The sequence below is a fragment of the Candidatus Pseudomonas auctus genome (assembly GCF_048654275.1).
Taxonomy (GTDB): domain Bacteria; phylum Pseudomonadota; class Gammaproteobacteria; order Pseudomonadales; family Pseudomonadaceae; genus Aquipseudomonas; species Aquipseudomonas pharyngis.
In genome coordinates this window covers 133,049-148,494 of sequence record NZ_JBJYZK010000004.1, presented here as the reverse complement: position 1 = coordinate 148,494, position 15,446 = coordinate 133,049, and the positions used below count along the sequence as shown (strand labels likewise).

Annotated in this window: 12 protein-coding genes; 6 read left to right on the top strand and 6 right to left on the bottom strand. The window is 61.1% G+C overall.

What is annotated here, in order from left to right; all coding sequences use genetic code 11:
• Positions 1-142: 142 nt before the first annotated feature.
• The 5 genes from prpF to ACKUG4_RS09760 all read right to left on the bottom strand — a co-directional run bounded on the left by prpF (position 143) and on the right by ACKUG4_RS09760 (position 6,824).
• On the bottom strand, positions 143-1,333 hold the full coding sequence (prpF, locus tag ACKUG4_RS09780) for a 2-methylaconitate cis-trans isomerase PrpF (RefSeq protein WP_074687618.1): 1,191 nt from the start codon (positions 1,331-1,333) through the stop codon (positions 143-145).
• A 54-nt stretch (positions 1,334-1,387) separates the two neighbouring features.
• A complete protein-coding gene (gene acnD / locus ACKUG4_RS09775; RefSeq protein WP_445433891.1) occupies positions 1,388-3,982 on the bottom strand; it encodes a Fe/S-dependent 2-methylisocitrate dehydratase AcnD in 2,595 nt (864 codons plus the stop codon).
• 61 nt (positions 3,983-4,043) lie between these two features.
• Positions 4,044-5,171: a bifunctional 2-methylcitrate synthase/citrate synthase gene (prpC, locus tag ACKUG4_RS09770; protein ID WP_445433890.1), complete on the bottom strand. Its 1,128-nt coding sequence runs from the start codon at positions 5,169-5,171 to the stop codon at positions 4,044-4,046.
• Positions 5,172-5,214: 43 nt separating this feature from the next.
• Positions 5,215-6,105 carry a methylisocitrate lyase gene (gene prpB, locus ACKUG4_RS09765; RefSeq protein ID WP_007951973.1) on the bottom strand — a complete coding sequence of 297 codons (891 nt, stop codon included), beginning with the start codon at positions 6,103-6,105 and terminating at the stop codon, positions 5,215-5,217.
• On the bottom strand, positions 6,102-6,824 hold the full coding sequence (locus ACKUG4_RS09760) for a GntR family transcriptional regulator (protein WP_169432611.1): 723 nt from the start codon (positions 6,822-6,824) through the stop codon (positions 6,102-6,104). The genes prpB and ACKUG4_RS09760 overlap by 4 nt, the downstream gene beginning before the upstream one ends.
• A 300-nt stretch (positions 6,825-7,124) precedes the next feature.
• Here ACKUG4_RS09760 and rloA point away from each other — a divergent pair, with 300 nt between their 5' ends.
• From rloA to pabB, 4 genes are all read left to right on the top strand, one after another.
• Complete coding sequence (gene rloA, locus ACKUG4_RS09755) at positions 7,125-7,661, top strand: retropepsin-like aspartic peptidase RloA (RefSeq protein ID WP_011333239.1); 537 nt, start codon at positions 7,125-7,127, stop codon at positions 7,659-7,661.
• A 5-nt stretch (positions 7,662-7,666) separates the two neighbouring features.
• Positions 7,667-9,202, top strand: coding sequence for an osmotic stress tolerance membrane protein RloB (gene rloB / locus ACKUG4_RS09750; protein ID WP_007951967.1), 1,536 nt, complete (start codon positions 7,667-7,669; stop codon positions 9,200-9,202).
• Complete coding sequence (locus ACKUG4_RS09745) at positions 9,202-10,188, top strand: alpha-L-glutamate ligase-like protein (protein ID WP_039769976.1); 987 nt, start codon at positions 9,202-9,204, stop codon at positions 10,186-10,188. Before rloB ends, ACKUG4_RS09745 begins: the two co-directional genes overlap by 1 nt.
• A 271-nt stretch (positions 10,189-10,459) precedes the next feature.
• Positions 10,460-11,803, top strand: coding sequence for an aminodeoxychorismate synthase component I (gene pabB, locus ACKUG4_RS09740; RefSeq protein ID WP_445433889.1), 1,344 nt, complete (start codon positions 10,460-10,462; stop codon positions 11,801-11,803).
• Between the two features lie 52 nt (positions 11,804-11,855).
• Here the strand turns inward: pabB and thrH are convergent, their stop codons facing one another.
• Complete coding sequence (thrH, locus tag ACKUG4_RS09735; protein ID WP_445433888.1) at positions 11,856-12,473, bottom strand: bifunctional phosphoserine phosphatase/homoserine phosphotransferase ThrH; 618 nt, start codon at positions 12,471-12,473, stop codon at positions 11,856-11,858.
• 162 nt (positions 12,474-12,635) lie between these two features.
• Here thrH and ACKUG4_RS09730 point away from each other — a divergent pair, with 162 nt between their 5' ends.
• On the top strand, positions 12,636-13,370 hold the full coding sequence (locus ACKUG4_RS09730; protein ID WP_007960132.1) for a phosphoadenylyl-sulfate reductase: 735 nt from the start codon (positions 12,636-12,638) through the stop codon (positions 13,368-13,370).
• Between the two features lie 502 nt (positions 13,371-13,872).
• A complete protein-coding gene (locus tag ACKUG4_RS09725) occupies positions 13,873-15,417 on the top strand; it encodes an NCS1 family nucleobase:cation symporter-1 (RefSeq protein WP_064594659.1) in 1,545 nt (514 codons plus the stop codon).
• Positions 15,418-15,446: the final 29 nt, after the last annotated feature.

The following is a 15,446-nucleotide window of genomic DNA, read 5'->3' as shown; positions in this document are numbered from 1 at the left end:
AGCTACGCCGACCTGAAAGTGCTTTGCCGAATCCATAATCGCCACGATTTTTCAGGTCGATGTATCCCGCAAGACACCTCGGTCGGCTCCCTCTCCCTCCGGGAGAGGGCTGGGCGGCGTTCTGATGAGGGAGCTCTTGATCTTAAAAAGAGTCGCCAGGAACGCGGACGTAACCTTCCATCAGGACCCGCGCACTGCGGCTCATGATCGCCTTCTTCACGACCCACTCACCATTTTCCAGGCTAGCTTCTGCGCCAACACGCAACGTCCCGGACGGATGCCCGAACCGCACCGCATTGCGTTCAACGCCACCCGCCGCCAGATTCACCAAAGTGCCCGAGATGGCTGCTGCGGTGCCAATCGCCACCGCCGCCGTCCCCATCATCGCGTGGTGCAGCTTGCCCATCGACAACGCCCGCACCAGCAGATCCACATCCCCGGCGCCAATGGCTTTGCCACTCGATGCCACGTAATCCGCAGGCTTGGCGACAAACGCAACCTTCGGCGTGTGTTGTCGCTTGGCCGCCTCATCCAGATTCGAAATCAGCCCCATGCGCAGCGCGCCATAAGCACGAATGGTCTCGAACATCTGCAACGCTTTCGGATCGCTGTTGATCGCGCTTTGCAGTTCGGTGCCGGTGTAGCCGATGTCTTCGGCGTTGACGAAGATCGTCGGGATACCCGCGTTGATCATGGTCGCCTTGAACGTACCGACGCCCGGCACTTCCAGCTCGTCGATCAGGTTGCCGGTGGGGAACATCGAGCCACCGCCGCCCTCTTCTTCCGCCGCCGGATCCATGAATTCGACCTGAACTTCGGCGGCCGGAAAGGTCACGCCGTCGAGTTCGAAATCACCGGTTTCCTGAACTTCGCCATTGGTGATCGGCACGTGGGCAATGATCGTTTTACCGATGTTGGCCTGCCACACGCGAACCACCGCCACGCCGTTGTGCGGAATGCGGCTGGCGTCCACCAGACCATTGCTGATGGCGAACGAACCGACCGCCGCCGACAGGTTGCCGCAGTTGCCGCTCCAATCCACGAACGGCTTGTCGATGGACACCTGACCGAACAGGTAATCGACGTCGTGATCGGCCTTGATGCTTTTCGACAGAATCACGGTTTTGCTGGTGCTGGACGTTGCGCCGCCCATGCCGTCGATCTGCTTGTCGTACGGGTCGGGGCTGCCGATGACCCGCAGCAGCAGCGCATCGCGGGCCGGGCCGGGAATCTGCGCGGCTTCGGGCAGATCCTTGAGGCTGAAAAACACGCCTTTGCTGGTGCCGCCACGCATGTAGGTGGCGGGGATTCTTATTTGCGGTGCGTGAGCCATGGTGCTCCTTATCAGCAAACGCGGATCAACCGACCCGCGTTCGCACTACTTGGTTTAAACGGCAACCGCCGACTCTTCGAGGAAGTCCTGGGCAAAGCGCTGCAACACGCCGCCGGCCTCGTAGATCGACACTTCTTCAGCGGTATCCAGACGGCAGGTCACCGGCACATCAACGCGTTCGCCGTTCTTGCGATGGATCACCAGCGTCAGGTCGGCACGCGGCGTGCGCTCGCCGATCACGTCGTAGGTTTCGCTGCCGTCGATACCCAGGGTCTTGCGGTCGGTGCCCGGTTTGAACTCCAGCGGCAACACGCCCATGCCCACCAGGTTGGTGCGGTGAATGCGCTCGAAACCTTCGGCGGCAATCGCTTCCACACCCGCCAGCCGCACGCCTTTGGCCGCCCAGTCGCGGGACGAACCCTGGCCGTAGTCGGCGCCGGCGATGATGATCAGCGGCTGCTTGCGTTCCATGTAGGTTTCGATCGCTTCCCACATGCGCATCACTTGGCCCTCCGGCTCGACACGAGCCAGCGAACCCTGCTTGACCTTGCCGTTTTCCACGACCATTTCGTTGAACAGTTTCGGGTTGGCGAAGGTCGCGCGCTGTGCGGTCAAGTGGTCGCCCCGGTGGGTCGCGTAAGAGTTGAAGTCCTCTTCCGGCAGCCCCATTTTCGCCAGGTATTCGCCGGCGGCGCTGTCGAGCATGATCGCGTTCGACGGCGACAGGTGATCGGTGGTGATGTTGTCCGGCAGCACCGCCAGCGGGCGCATGCCCTTGAGCGGCCGCGCCCCGGCCAGCGCGCCTTCCCAGTACGGCGGACGGCGGATGTAGGTGCTCATTTCGCGCCAGTCGTACAGCGGCGTTACTTTCGGGCCGGTGTCTTCATGGATGGCGAACATCGGGATGTAGACCTGACGAAACTGCTCGGGCTTGACCGAGGATTTCACCACCGCGTCGATTTCTTCGTCGCTCGGCCAGATGTCTTTCAGGCGGATTTCCTTGCCGTCGACCACGCCCAGCACGTCTTTTTCGATGTCGAAACGGATGGTGCCGGCAATCGCGTAGGCCACCACCAGCGGCGGTGAAGCGAGGAACGCCTGCTTGGCGTACGGGTGAATCCGCCCGTCGAAGTTACGGTTACCGGACAGCACAGCGGTGGCGTACAGATCGCGGTCGATGATTTCCTGCTGGATCACCGGATCCAGCGCGCCGGACATGCCGTTGCAGGTGGTGCAGGCGAAGGCGACGACGCCGAAACCGAGTTGCTCCAGCTCTGTGGTCAGTCCCGCTTCATCGAGGTACAGCGCCACGGTTTTCGAACCCGGTGCCAGCGACGACTTGACCCACGGCTTGCGGGTCAGCCCAAGCTTGTTGGCATTGCGCGCCAGCAGGCCGGCGGCGATCACGTTGCGCGGGTTGCTGGTGTTGGTGCAACTGGTGATGGCGGCGATGATCACCGCGCCGTCGGGCATTTGCCCCGGCACGTCCTCCCACTGGCCGGCGATGCCTTTGGCCGCCAGATCCGACACCGCCACGCGAGCGTGCGGGTTGCTCGGGCCGGCCATGTTGCGCACCACCGAAGACAGATCGAAGGTCAGGCCGCGCTCGTATTGCGCGCCTTTCAGGCTGTCGGCCCACAGGCCGATCTGCTTGGCGTATTGCTCGACCAGCTGCACTTGCTGGTCTTCGCGACCGGTGAGTTTCAGGTAATCGATGGTCTGCTGGTCGATGTAGAACATCGCCGCCGTGGCGCCGTATTCCGGGGCCATGTTGGAGATGGTCGCGCGGTCGCCGAGGGTCAGTGCCGAAGCACCTTCGCCGAAGAACTCCAGCCATGCGCCGACCACTTTCTGTTTGCGCAGGTATTCGGTCAGGGCCAGCACCATGTCGGTGGCGGTGATGCCCGGTTGCAGCTTGCCGGTCAGTTCGACGCCGACGCTTTCCGGCAGGCGCATCCACGATGCGCGGCCGAGCATCACGCTTTCAGCTTCGAGACCACCGACGCCGATGGCAATCACGCCCAGCGCATCGACGTGCGGGGTGTGGCTGTCGGTGCCGACGCAGGTATCCGGGAATGCCACGCCGTCGCGCACCTGAATCACCGGCGACATTTTCTCCAGGTTGATCTGGTGCATGATGCCGTTGCCCGGCGGGATCACGTCGACGTTCTTGAAGGCCTTCTTGGTCCAGTTGATGAAGTGGAAGCGGTCTTCGTTGCGCCGGTCTTCGATGGCGCGGTTCTTCTCGAAGGCCTTCTTGTCAAAGCCGCCCGCTTCCACCGCAAGCGAGTGGTCGACGATCAGTTGCGTCGGCACCACCGGGTTGACCTGCGCCGGGTCGCCGCCCTGCTGGGCAATCGCGTCGCGCAGGCCGGCCAGATCCACCAGCGCGGTCTGGCCGAGAATGTCGTGGCACACCACGCGGGCCGGAAACCACGGGAAGTCGAGGTCGCGTTTGCGCTCGATCAGTTGTTTCAGGGAATCGGTGAGCGTGGCCGGGTCGCAGCGACGCACGAGGTTTTCCGCCAGCACGCGAGAGGTGTACGGCAGGGTGTCGTAGCTGCCCGGCTGGATCGCATCGACAGCCGCGCGGACGTCGAAAAAGTCCAGCGGCGTGCCGGGCAGGTTCTTGCGAAATTCTGTGTTCATCGGTCAGGACTCGGTCACGGTAGTTTCAAAGAGGGGGCGCCTGTGCCGGCGCCCTCCCCGGTCAGCGCTGTTCGATTGGCACGAACTTGCGCTGTTCGACGCCGGTGTACTCGGCGCTTGGACGGATGATGCGGTTGTTGGCGCGCTGTTCGAATACGTGCGCCGCCCAGCCGGTCAGGCGCGAGCAGACGAAGATCGGGGTGAACAGCTTGGTCGGTATGCCCATGAAGTGGTACGCCGAGGCATGGTAGAAGTCGGCGTTGGGGAACAGTTTTTTCTGTTCCCACATGGTCTTGTCGATGGCTTCGGAAACCGCGAACAACACCTTGTCGCCCACTTCGTCGGCGAGTTTTTTCGACCAGCCCTTGATCACCTCGTTGCGCGGATCGCTGTCCTTATAGATGGCGTGGCCGAAGCCCATGATCTTGTCCTTACGCTCCAGCATGCCGAGGGTGCCCTTGATCGCCTCTTCCGGCGACGAGAAGCGCTCGATCATTTCCATCGCCGCTTCGTTGGCGCCGCCATGCAGCGGGCCGCGCAGCGAACCGATGGCCGCCGTGATGCAGGAATACAGATCGGACAGGGTCGAAGCGCACACCCGAGCGGTGAAGGTCGAGGCGTTGAATTCGTGCTCGGCGTAGAGGATCAGCGAAACGTTCATGACCTTGACGTGCAGTTCGCTCGGCTTCTTGTCGTGCAGCAGGTGCAGGAAGTGGCCGCCGATGGACTGCTCGTCCGTCACGCAATTGATGCGTTTGCCGTCGTGGCTGAAGCGATACCAGTAGCACATGATCGCCGGAAAGGCGGCCAGCAGACGGTCGGTCTTGTCGCGTTGCTCGGAGAAGTCTTTTTCCGGCTCGATATTGCCCAGGAACGAGCAGCCGGTGCGCATCACGTCCATCGGGTGGGCGTCGGCGGGGATGCGTTCCAGCACTTCCTTGAGTGCTTGCGGCAGGTCGCGCAGCTTGCTCAGCTTGCCTTGATAGTCGGCGAGTTGCGCCTTGGTCGGCAGTTCTCCGTAGAGCAGCAGGTACGCCACTTCTTCAAATTGTGCGTCGGCTGCCAGTTCGCGCACGTCGTAGCCGCGATAGGTCAGCCCGGCACCGGCCTGGCCCACGGTGGACAGTGCGGTTTGCCCGGCGACCTGGCCCCGGAGCCCGGCGCCACTGAGTACTTTTGCTTCGGCCATTGTTGTCTCCAATCTTGAATTTATTAGGGAGTACGGTTGCGGCTTACTTCTTCGCCGCAAACAACGCGTCGAGCTTCTGCTCGAAGGTGTGGTAATCGATACGATCGTAAAGCTCCATGCGAGTCTGCATGGTGTCGATGACATTCTGCTGAGTGCCGTCGCGGCGGATCGCGGTGTAGACGTTTTCCGCGGCCTTGTTCATCGCGCGGAACGCCGACAGCGGGTACAGCACCAGCGACACGTCGGCGCCGGCCAGTTGCTCGGTGGTGTACAGCGGCGTCGAGCCGAATTCGGTGATGTTGGCCAGGATCGGCGCTTTCACGCGGCTGGCGAACAGTTTGTACATCTCCAGTTCCGTGATGGCTTCCGGGAAAATCATGTCGGCGCCGGCCTCGATGCACGCGGCGGCGCGATCCAGTGCCGATTCCAGGCCTTCAACGGCCAGCGCGTCGGTGCGCGCCATGATCACGAAGCTGTCGTCGGTGCGGGCATCGACGGCAGCCTTGATGCGGTCGACCATTTCCTGCTGGGTCACGATCTCTTTGTTCGGACGGTGACCGCAGCGCTTGGCGCCGACCTGGTCTTCGATGTGAATCGCCGCCGCGCCGAACTTGATCATCGACTTGACGGTGCGCGCCACGTTGAACGCCGAGGCGCCGAAACCGGTGTCCACGTCCACCAGCAGCGGCAGGTCGCAGACGTCGGTGATGCGGCGCACGTCGGTCAGCACGTCATCCAGGCCGGTGATGCCCAGATCCGGCACGCCGAGGGAGCCGGCAGCCACCCCGCCACCCGACAGGTAGATCGCCTTGAAACCGGCGCGCTTGGCCAGCAGCGCGTGGTTGGCATTGATCGCCCCGACCACTTGCAGCGGATGTTCGCTGGCGACCGCATCGCGGAAACGCTGGCCTGGAGTGCTCTTGTTGGAACTCATGACTCACCTCGTTCAGTGGCTGTCTTATTGTCGGCGCCGTCCTGGTAATGACGGGCGATGTTGCGTTTCGAGGCGCCGATGTGACGGCGCATCAACAATTCCGCGAGCTCGCCGTCACGGTCGGCGATGGCATCGAGAATCCGGTGGTGTTCGGCAAAGGCCTGGCGCGGGCGATTGGGCGTGGTGGAAAACTGGATGCGGTACATGCGCACCAGTTGATAGAGCTCGCCGCAGAGCATTTGCGTAAGGGTGCGGTTGCCGCTGCCCTGGATGATCCGGTAGTGAAAGTCGAAATCGCCTTCCTGCTGGTAGTAGCCGACGCCGGCCTGGAACGCTGCATCGCGTTCGTGGGTTTCCAGCACCCGGCGCAGTTCGTCGATTTCTTCGACGCTCATGCGTTCGGCCGCCAGACGGCAGGCCATGCCTTCGAGGGATTCGCGGATTTCGTAGAGTTCGAGCAATTCGGCGTGGCTCAGCGACACCACCCGCGCACCGACGTGCGGTACGCGCACCAACAGGCGCTGGCCTTCCAGACGATGGATCGCCTCGCGCAGCGGCCCGCGGCTGATGCCGTAGGTGCGCGCCAGTTCCGGCTCGGAGATCTTGCTGCCCGGGGCGATCTCGCCTTTGACGATGGCCGCCTGGATGCGTCGGAAGACGTTTTCCGAGAGCGTCTCGGAATCGTCGCCGCTGATCACCGGGGGATCGAGTTGATCCAGCATATTGTCGACACCTTAAAATCCAATGCGGCAAAAACTAGCGAATCAACCCGCATCAGTCAAAGGATAAATAGAGATTGTCGACAATCGTCTAATAAGCCTGCGTGTCAGCCCCAAGGGTTATAGACCGGCCCCGGCGCTGGCGCCATAAAACCACCGTGCTAGAATGCCGCCCGCATTTGCGAGTCATTTGCACGGCTTGTCATAAAAAGCTGATAGGCACACGAAGGCGCATGGGCAGACGGGATTTCCTGATGCCATGGCCCTGAACCGAGAACGGAACGCTGCTCGCCAGGATTTATGAGACTCAAGCCCTTCCCCACATTCTTTGCACTGTTTTGCCTGCCCGGCCTTGCTGCGGCGGGGGAAAAGACCGTGTACGGCCTCAACGAATACGCTGCCCTCGACGGGATCAACCTGGAAGTGGCGGCGAAACTCGACACCGGGGCGAAAACCGCCTCCCTGAGTGCCCGCGACATCAAACGCTTCAAACGCAATGGCGAGTCCTGGGTACGTTTCTACCTGGCCATCGACGCCGCGCATTCCCACCCGATCGAACGGCCGCTGGCCCGGGTCAGCAAGATCAAGCGCCGCGCCGGCGACTACGATCCGGAAGAAGGCAAAAAGTACACCGCCCGCCCGGTGATCGAGCTGGACATCTGCATGGGTTCGGCAATGCGCAGCATCGAAGTGAACCTGACCGACCGTAGTGCGTTCCAATACCCGCTTTTGATCGGCTCCGAGGCGCTGAAACGCTTCGATGCGCTGGTCGATCCCAGTCTTAAATACGCTGCCGGCAAACCCGCCTGCGCCATCGCCGCTCATACCGCCGAGTAATTTCCATGCGTTCTCTAACCTTCCACCTGAAAGTCCTGATCACCATCCTGGTGTTGCTGGGCGTTTCGGTTACGGCCTATCAGATTTTCGTGCTCGGCATCCCGGTGACCGAAGACGCCACCGACGACCTGTGGAACATCGACGCCAAGGTCGAGTTCGTCGCCAGCACCAAGGATCCGGTGAAGATCCAGATGTTCGTGCCGCCCCTGAGCCGCGATTACGTCAGCCTCAATGAAAGCTTTATCTCCAACAACTACGGGGTGGCAGTCAACCGCGTCGACGGCAATCGCAAGGTCACCTGGTCGGCACGCCGGGCCAAGGGTAACCAGACCCTTTATTACCGTCTTGTGCTGACCAAGCGTTACACCGCCGAGAAAACCAAGATCAAAGGCCCGACCTTCCGCGACAGCATGGCCATCGAAGGCCCGGAAAAGATCGCCGCCGAAGCACTGCTCGCGCCGATCCGCCAGCACTCGGCCGACGTCGAGACCTTCATTGGCGAGGCGATCAAACGCGTCAACAACGTCAACGACGACAACGTGAAACTGCTGCTGGCCGGCGATCCGTCGACACCGCACAAAGCCAAGATCGTCGAACTACTGCTGTCCATCGCCCACGTACCGGTGGAGAAAGTCCACACCATCCGCCTCGTCGCCGATCAACCGCAAACCCCGGAACTGTGGCTGCGCAGCTTCAACGGCACCGACTGGCTGTACTTCAACCCGGAAACCGGCGAGCAAGGCCTGCCGACTGACCGCCTGCTGTGGTGGAGCGGTGATGAAAACCTGATCACCGTCGACGGCGGCAAGAAAGCCAACGTAACCTTCAGCCTGAACAACAGCGAGATGAACGCGATTCGTCTGGCCAAGCTGACCGACGAAAACACCGACGCCAACTTCCTCGAATACTCGCTGTACGGCCTGCCGCTGCAAACCCAGCAAACCTTCATGATCATGGTGATGATTCCGATCGGCGTGCTGGTGATCCTGATCCTGCGCAACCTGATCGGCCTGCAGACCCTCGGCACGTTCACGCCGGTGCTGATCGCCCTGGCCTTCCGCGAGACGCAACTGGGCTTCGGCATCCTGCTGTTTACCGTGATCACCGCGCTCGGGTTATCACTGCGCTCGTATCTGGAACACCTGAAGCTGCAAATGCTGCCGCGCCTGTCGGTCGTGCTGACGTTCGTGGTGGTGCTGATCGCGGCGATCAGCCTGTTCAGTCACAAACTCGGTCTGGAGCGCGGTCTGTCGGTGGCGCTGTTCCCGATGGTGATTCTGACCATGACCATCGAACGCCTGTCGATCACCTGGGAAGAACGCGGCGCCAGCCATGCCATGAAAGTGGCGATCGGCACGCTGTTCGCGGCGTCCCTGGCGCACCTGATCATGACCGTTCCGGAGCTGGTGTACTTCGTGTTCACCTTCCCGGCGATTCTGCTGATTCTGGTGGGCTTCATGCTGGCCATGGGTCGCTATCGCGGTTATCGCCTGACTGAACTGGTGCGTTTCAAGGCTTTCCTGAAGAAGGCTGACGCCTGATGTTCGGTTTCTGGAAGACCTGGAAGGCCCTGGAAGCCCGGGGCATCATGGGCATCAATCGGCGTAACGCGGACTACGTGCTCAAGTACAACAAGCGCAGCCTGTACCCGATCGTCGATGACAAGATCATCACCAAGGAACGCGCGATCGAGGCCGGCATTCATGTGCCGGAACTGTATGGCGTGATTTCCACGGAAAAGGAAATCGACAAGCTCGGCGAGATCATCGGCGGGCGCAACGACTTCGTGATCAAGCCGGCCCAGGGCGCCGGCGGTGACGGCATCATCGTCATCGCCGACCGTTTCGAGGGCCGCTATCGCACGGTGTCGGGCAAGATCCTTGCCCACGAAGAGCTGGAGCATCATATCTCCAGCATCCTCACCGGCCTGTATTCGCTGGGCGGGCACCGCGACCGGGCGCTGATCGAATATCGGGTGACCCCGGACCAGATCTTCAAGAGCATCAGCTACGAAGGCGTGCCGGACATCCGCATCATCGTGCTGATGGGTTACCCGGTGATGGCGATGCTGCGTTTGCCGACCCGCCAGTCCGGCGGCAAGGCCAACCTGCACCAGGGCGCCATCGGCGTCGGTGTCGACCTGGCCACCGGCCTGACTTTGCGCGGCACCTGGCTGAACAACATCATCACCAAACACCCGGACACCACCAACGCGGTGGATGGCGTGCAACTGCCCTACTGGGACGGTTTCATGAAGCTCGCCGCCGGTTGCTATGAGCTGTGTGGCCTGGGGTACATCGGCGTGGACATGGTGCTGGACCAGGAGAAAGGCCCGCTGATTCTGGAGCTGAATGCGCGGCCGGGGCTGAATATCCAGATTGCCAATGATTGCGGGCTGACGTTGCGCACCCATGCGGTGGAAGCGCATCTGGAAGAACTCAAGGCGCGTGGCGTGACTGAATCGGTTGAAGAGCGGGTGGCGTTTGCTCAGGAGTTATTTGGGCATATTCCGGCGGTCGAGGGCTGAAGCTCAGAAGCAAAAAGCACCCTCACCCCAGCCCTCCCGAAACGTCGGACCGCCCGGAGGGAGAGGGAGCCGACCGTGTGGATTATTCGAGTTACATCGACCTGAATTACCGAGTCGAACTTAAGTTTTGAAAAGCATAGAGATCTGCTCCCTTTCCCCCTCGCCCCCCTGGGGGAGAGGGCTGGGGTGAGGGGGTAGGCTTTTGACTTTGATCTGGCATCGGAGAGGACTACAATCCCCACCCCGCCTAGATGGCCGATCTGCCCCGCCCATGTTGACCTGTTCCGTACACCCGCTGCCCTACCGCGCCAACCCCGCCGACTATTTCGCGGCCATCCGCCATGCGCCCGGCGCCGTCCTGCTCGACAGCGGCCGCCCGAGTGCCGACCGTGGCCGTTATGACCTGCTCAGCGCCTGGCCGCTGGAACAGCTGGCGGTTTTGCCGGACGAGCGCGGCGACGATTTCCTGCAACGTCTGCGGCATAATCTGACCCGGTTGGGCGACGCGCAATTGCCCGATGGGTACGAATTGCCCTTCGCCGGCGGCCTGATCGGTTACCTGAGCTACGACTTCGGCCGGCATCTGGAAAACCTGCCGAGTCAGGCCCGGGATGATCTGCAATTGCCCGATGCGCGTTTTGGTCTGTACGACTGGGCACTGATCAGCGACCACCAATCGGCCACCAGCCAACTGGTGTTTCACCCCTCGGTCAGCGCCAGCGAAAAACAACGGTTGATCGATGTATTCAGCCAACCGGTGGGCACGGAACTGACGCCGTTCAAGCTGAACGGCCCAATGGCAGCCGATCTCTCGGCAGATGAATACCGTCAGGCGTTCGAACGCATCCAGCATTACATCCAGGCCGGCGACTGCTATCAGGTCAATTTCGCCCAGCGTTTCCGCGCGCCGTGCCAGGGCGATCCATGGCTGGCCTACTGCAAATTGCGCGAGGCCTGCCCGACGCCGTTTTCCGGGTTCCAGAGCCTGCCCGACGGCAATGCAGTGCTGAGCCTGTCGCCCGAGCGTTTCGTCAAAGTCAGCCAGCGTCAGGTGGAAACCCGCCCGATCAAGGGCACCCGTCCCCGTGGCGCGAACCCGACCGAGGACGCGGCGAACGCCGCCGAACTGCTGGCCAGCCCCAAGGATCGTGCGGAAAACCTGATGATTGTCGACCTGCTGCGCAACGACCTGGGCCGCACCTGCCGCATCGGCTCCGTGCGGGTGCCGGAGTTGTTCAGCCTGGAAAGCTATCCGAACGTGCATCATCTGGTCAGCAGCGTAACCGGTGAACTGGCGGCGGATCGCGACGCCCTGGACCTGATTGCCGGCAGTTTCCCCGGCGGCTCGATCACCGGCGCACCGAAGATTCGTGCGATGCAGATCATCGACGAACTGGAGCCGACCCGACGCGGCTTGTATTGCGGTTCGTTGCTGTACCTGGACGTGCGCGGCGAAATGGACAGCTCTATCGCGATCCGCAGTCTGCTGGTGAAGGATGGGCAGGTGTGCTGCTGGGGCGGTGGCGGGATCGTCGCCGATTCGGACTGGCAGGCGGAGTATCAGGAATCGATCACCAAGGTCAGAGTCCTGCTCGAAACCCTGCAAAACCTTTAACCGTTGATCGTTCCCACGTCGAACCGTCCGCGTGGGAACGATCATCAGGTGGCTAAAGGGATAAGTCGCGGTTCGAGGCTTTGAGGAATTCCTGCTTCAACTCGGCAAACGTATGCACCGCCGGAAACTGCGGAAACTCCCGAATAACGTTGTCCGGCGCGTGGAACAGAATTCCCGCATCCGCTTCGCCGAGCATGCTGGTGTCGTTGTAGGAATCCCCCGCCGCAATCACCCGGTAATACAGGCTCTTGAAGGCCAGGACCGACTGACGTTTCGGATCTTTCTGACGCAACTGGTAGCTCGTCACCCGACCGCTGCCATCGGTAATCAGTCGGTGGCAGAGCAAGGTCGGAAAGCCCAGCTGACGCATCAGCGGCTGGGAAAACTCGTAGAAGGTGTCCGACAGAATCACCACCTGGAAACGCTCGCGCAGCCAGTCAACGAACTCCACCGCGCCGTCCAGCGGCTTGAGCGTGGCGATCACTTCCTGAATGTCCGAAAGTTTCAGGCCATGCTCGTCGAGGATACGCAGGCGCTGCTTCATCAGCACGTCGTAGTCGGGAATGTCCCGGGTTGTGGCCTTGAGCGATTCGATTCCGGTTTTTTCGGCGAAGGCGATCCAGATTTCCGGTACCAGCACCCCTTCAAGATCAAGACAGGCAATTTCCACAGGACACTCCATTTGTAATGTTTATTGAGCCGAGCGAGCCCGAACTCTAGCGGCTCGACCTGGAGCGCGCAACGCAGAGGCCGCCCCGGCGCGCGTTGCTTTTTGTTACCATCGCCGCCATATAGAGCGCCCAGCGCCACCGACCTGTAGGAAGCCGCCCTGATGAGCCCAACGTTCGACGTCGTGGAACTCGCCACGACCTATGCCAACAAATCCGCGCAGGACATCCTCAAACTCGCGTTCGCCGAGTTCGGCGATGACCTGTGGATATCTTTCAGCGGCGCCGAGGATGTGGTGCTGGTGGACATGGCCTGGAAGCTCAACAAGAACGTCAAGGTGTTCAGTCTCGACACCGGCCGCCTGCATCCGGAAACCTACCGTTTCATCGATCAGGTGCGCGAGCACTACAAGATCGACATCGAACTGGTCTCACCGGACTACACGAAACTTGAACCGTTCGTGAAGGAAAAAGGCCTGTTCAGCTTCTACAAGGACGGTCACGGCGAATGCTGCGGGATCCGCAAGATCGAGCCGCTGCGCCGCAAGTTGTCCGGCGTCAAAGCCTGGGCCACCGGCCAGCGCCGCGACCAGAGCCCAGGCACCCGCAGTGCCGTGGCGGTGATGGAAATCGATACAGCGTTCTCCACCCCGGAGCGCACCCTGTACAAGTTCAACCCGCTGGCGCAGATGACCAGCGAGGAAATCTGGGGCTACATCCGCATGCTGGAGCTGCCGTACAACAGCCTGCATGAACGCGGTTTCATCAGCATCGGTTGCGAACCGTGCACCCGCCCTGTCCTGCCGAACCAGCACGAGCGCGAAGGCCGTTGGTGGTGGGAAGAAGCGACCCAGAAAGAATGCGGGTTGCATGCCGGGAATATCATCAGCAAGGCATAAGGTCCCTGATGCACTGTGGGAGCTAATCAGCTCCGACAGTGTTCTCTACCCGTCTTGAAAAATGTGTACACACGATTGTCACCATCGGTGCCATTTATGTGTGCACTTTTCGTTTCTGCGCCCTGAAAAGTTACATCAAGCTCCAGAAACACTTTCTCCCGGCGCCCGCCAAAATCCCTTCTGAAAAATAAATACCTGTTCAAACGGTCAATTTATATCGCCTGTATTTCAGCAACTTAGCGCACCTCAATAACTTTTCGAAATCAACGGCCGTTTTCATAGATCGCTGGCTGGCACAGATCTCGCTTGAGTGCATACATGTTTTGTATACAAAACTGCAGAACATGAACCCATACTTTCGATCCGCAAGCCTGAAGCGCCCTATCCCGTACAGGCTGCAGATGCCCCGAAACCAGTGATGTTTCACCGCCGCGACGAAGATCTGCCGAGCCCGAGCGCTCATGCACAGTCATCGCGACCCGGACATCAGGAGCCTGCCGGAATGCGTACGAGTCTCTCCAATAACAACATCGCGCTGAATCTGCCCGCCTCTTCAACCCTCGACCACAGCGTGCCCGGTGACGGGATCGCCGAACCGCTGCAATTGAGTCCACGCCTGCACAATAGTGACCTCGCACCGACCAAGGTCGAAGGACGGCGCTGGGGTAAATACAGCATCTTTGCCCTGTGGACCAACGATGTGCACAACATCGCCAATTACTCGTTTGCGATCGGTCTGTACGCCCTGGGCCTGGGCGGCTGGCAGATTCTGCTGTCGCTGGGGATCGGTGCAGCACTAGTGTATTTCTTCATGAACCTGTCCGGCTATATGGGGCAGAAAACCGGGGTGCCGTTTCCGGTGATCAGCCGGATCAGTTTCGGCATTCATGGGGCGCAGATTCCTGCATTGATCCGGGCGGTGATCGCCATCGCCTGGTTCGGGATTCAGACGTACCTGGCGTCGGTGGTGTTTCGCGTGCTGCTCACGGCGATCCATCCCGGTTTCGCCGACTACGATCACAACTCGATCCTCGGCCTGTCGAGCCTGGGCTGGGTGTGTTTCGTGGCGATCTGGTTCGTGCAACTGGCGATTCTGGCCTACGGCATGGAAATGGTGCGCCGCTACGAAGCCTTCGCCGGGCCGGTGATTCTGCTGACCGTCGCCTGCCTCGCCGCGTGGATGTACACCCAGGCCAACGCGACCATTGCCTGGTCGATCCGCGAACCCCTGACCGGTGGCGAGATGTGGCGCAACATCTTTGCTGGCGGCGCCTTGTGGCTGGCGATCTACGGCACGCTGATCCTCAACTTCTGCGATTTCGCTCGCTCTTCACCGTGCCGCAAAACCATCAAGGTCGGAAATTTCTGGGGCCTGCCGGTCAATATTCTGGTGTTCGCCGGGATCACCGTCCTGCTGTGCGGTGCGCAATTTCAGATCAACGGGCGGATCATCGAAAGCCCGACCGAAATCATTGCGTCGATTCCCAACACGTTCTTTCTGGTGCTCGGCTGCCTGGCGTTCCTGATCGTCACCGTGGCGGTGAACATCATGGCCAATTTCGTCGCCCCGGCCTTCGTGCTCAGCAACCTGGCGCCGAAATACCTGACCTTCCGCCGCGCCGGGCTGATCAGCGCAACGATTGCCGTGCTGATCCTGCCGTGGAACCTCTACAACAGCCCGCTGGTGATCGTGTATTTCCTGTCCGGCCTCGGCGCCCTGCTCGGCCCGCTGTACGGCGTGATCATGGTCGACTACTGGTTGATCCGCAAAGGCCGGATCCACGTGCCGCAGCTGTACAGCGAACACCCGAACGGCGCGTATTACTACAGCCGCGGGGTCAATCTGCGGGCCGTTGCGGCGTTTATTCCGGCGGCGTTGATCGCCATCGTTCTGGCATTGGTGCCGGGCTTCCACAGCGTCTCGCCCTTCTCTTGGCTGATCGGTGCCGGGATTGCCGGAATGCTCTACCTGATCATCGCCAAACGCCAGCCGCACTACGCCGACGTGGACGGTGAAGCCATCGCCGTCGACAACGTCAGCCACTGAATCTTTTGGCGGCCCTTCGCGGGGCCGCA